This is a genomic window from Mesorhizobium sp. M4A.F.Ca.ET.050.02.1.1 (genome assembly GCF_003997725.1).
Taxonomy (GTDB): domain Bacteria; phylum Pseudomonadota; class Alphaproteobacteria; order Rhizobiales; family Rhizobiaceae; genus Mesorhizobium.
Window position 1 is genome coordinate 1 of sequence record NZ_RZSG01001217.1, and the last position, 1,139, is coordinate 1,139.

General features: G+C 67.3%; 1 pseudogene. It reads left to right on the plus strand.

Annotated features, from left to right (window positions below):
- Window positions 1–269: 269 nt before the first annotated feature.
- Window positions 270–1,139, plus strand: a pseudogene (locus EOA33_RS36435) (two-component sensor histidine kinase); the annotation flags it as partial.

Genomic DNA, 1,139 nt, shown 5'->3' on the forward strand with positions numbered 1-1,139 from the left:
TAAAAGGGTATCTTGCCGCGCGGCTCGGCGGCAGCGAATGCTGTCTGCATGACGTCCTCCGTTGCGCCCCGATCGAAAGGCTCGACCTCCCGGGGCATTTGACCTCCAACAGCCTCGCGGCTGCCGATTCCGTCTTTGCAACCCGCGTGCCAGTTTCCGTCGGCGCGGACTTACTTTGATTTTGTTGGTTTTTTTCGAGCCGCTGGCCGCCCGGTCTGGCGGCGGCGTGCGGCCATCCGCATGGGTCGAATTGTGTTTTGTGCGAAATCATGCACAGATGGGCGATGCTGCAGCGCCCCGCAGCCGGCGCCATTGCCGGCCTTTCTCCAACGCCCGAGCAGCTCGGCAAAAGGGCGCGCCGAGCGTGGCTGCTGTTTGCCGGCGTGGCCCTCGCCATCATCGCCGCGGCGCTCTACGGCGCCGGCCTTTATGGCCGCGCGGTCGAGGTCGACGCGCTTGCCGCGCAGGGGCGCACCGACGCCAACCTGAAGGTAGCGCTGCTCCGCGCCGTGCTGGAAAACCCGCGCGCGCTGCCGCTGCTTCTGTCTGAGGACCAGCAGGTGCATGACGCGCTGACCGCGCGCACCAATGCCGCGATCGACGTGCTCAACCGCAAGCTCGAAGGGCTGGTGTCCGGCACCAAGGCGTCGGTGCTCTACGTCACCGGCACGGACGGCCTGGCGGTCGCGTCGAGCAACTGGCGCGAGCCGACCAGCTTCGTCGGCAACGACTACGGCTTCCGCGCCTATTTCTCCCGCGCCATGCAGACGGGAACCGCCGAGTATTTCGCGCTCGGCAATGTCAGCAAGCGCCCCGGCCTCTACATCTCGCGCCGTGTCGGCAGCGCCTCGGCACCGCTTGGCGTCGTTGTCGTCAAGATGGAGTTCGACCAGCTCGAGGCCGACTGGCACGAGGCCAACCGGCCGGCCTATGTCAGCGACGAGCATGGCGTCGTGCTGATCACCAGCGTGCCGTCCTGGCGCTTCATGACGACGGCGCCGCTTGCCGGCGCCTCCCTTGCCGAAATCCGGGACAGCCAGCAGTTCGGCGACGCGCCGCTGGTGCCGCTGCCGATCACGCGGAGGGAACCCTTGAGCGCCGGCGTGATCGCATGCACTATGGACACGTCGGCGCTCAAG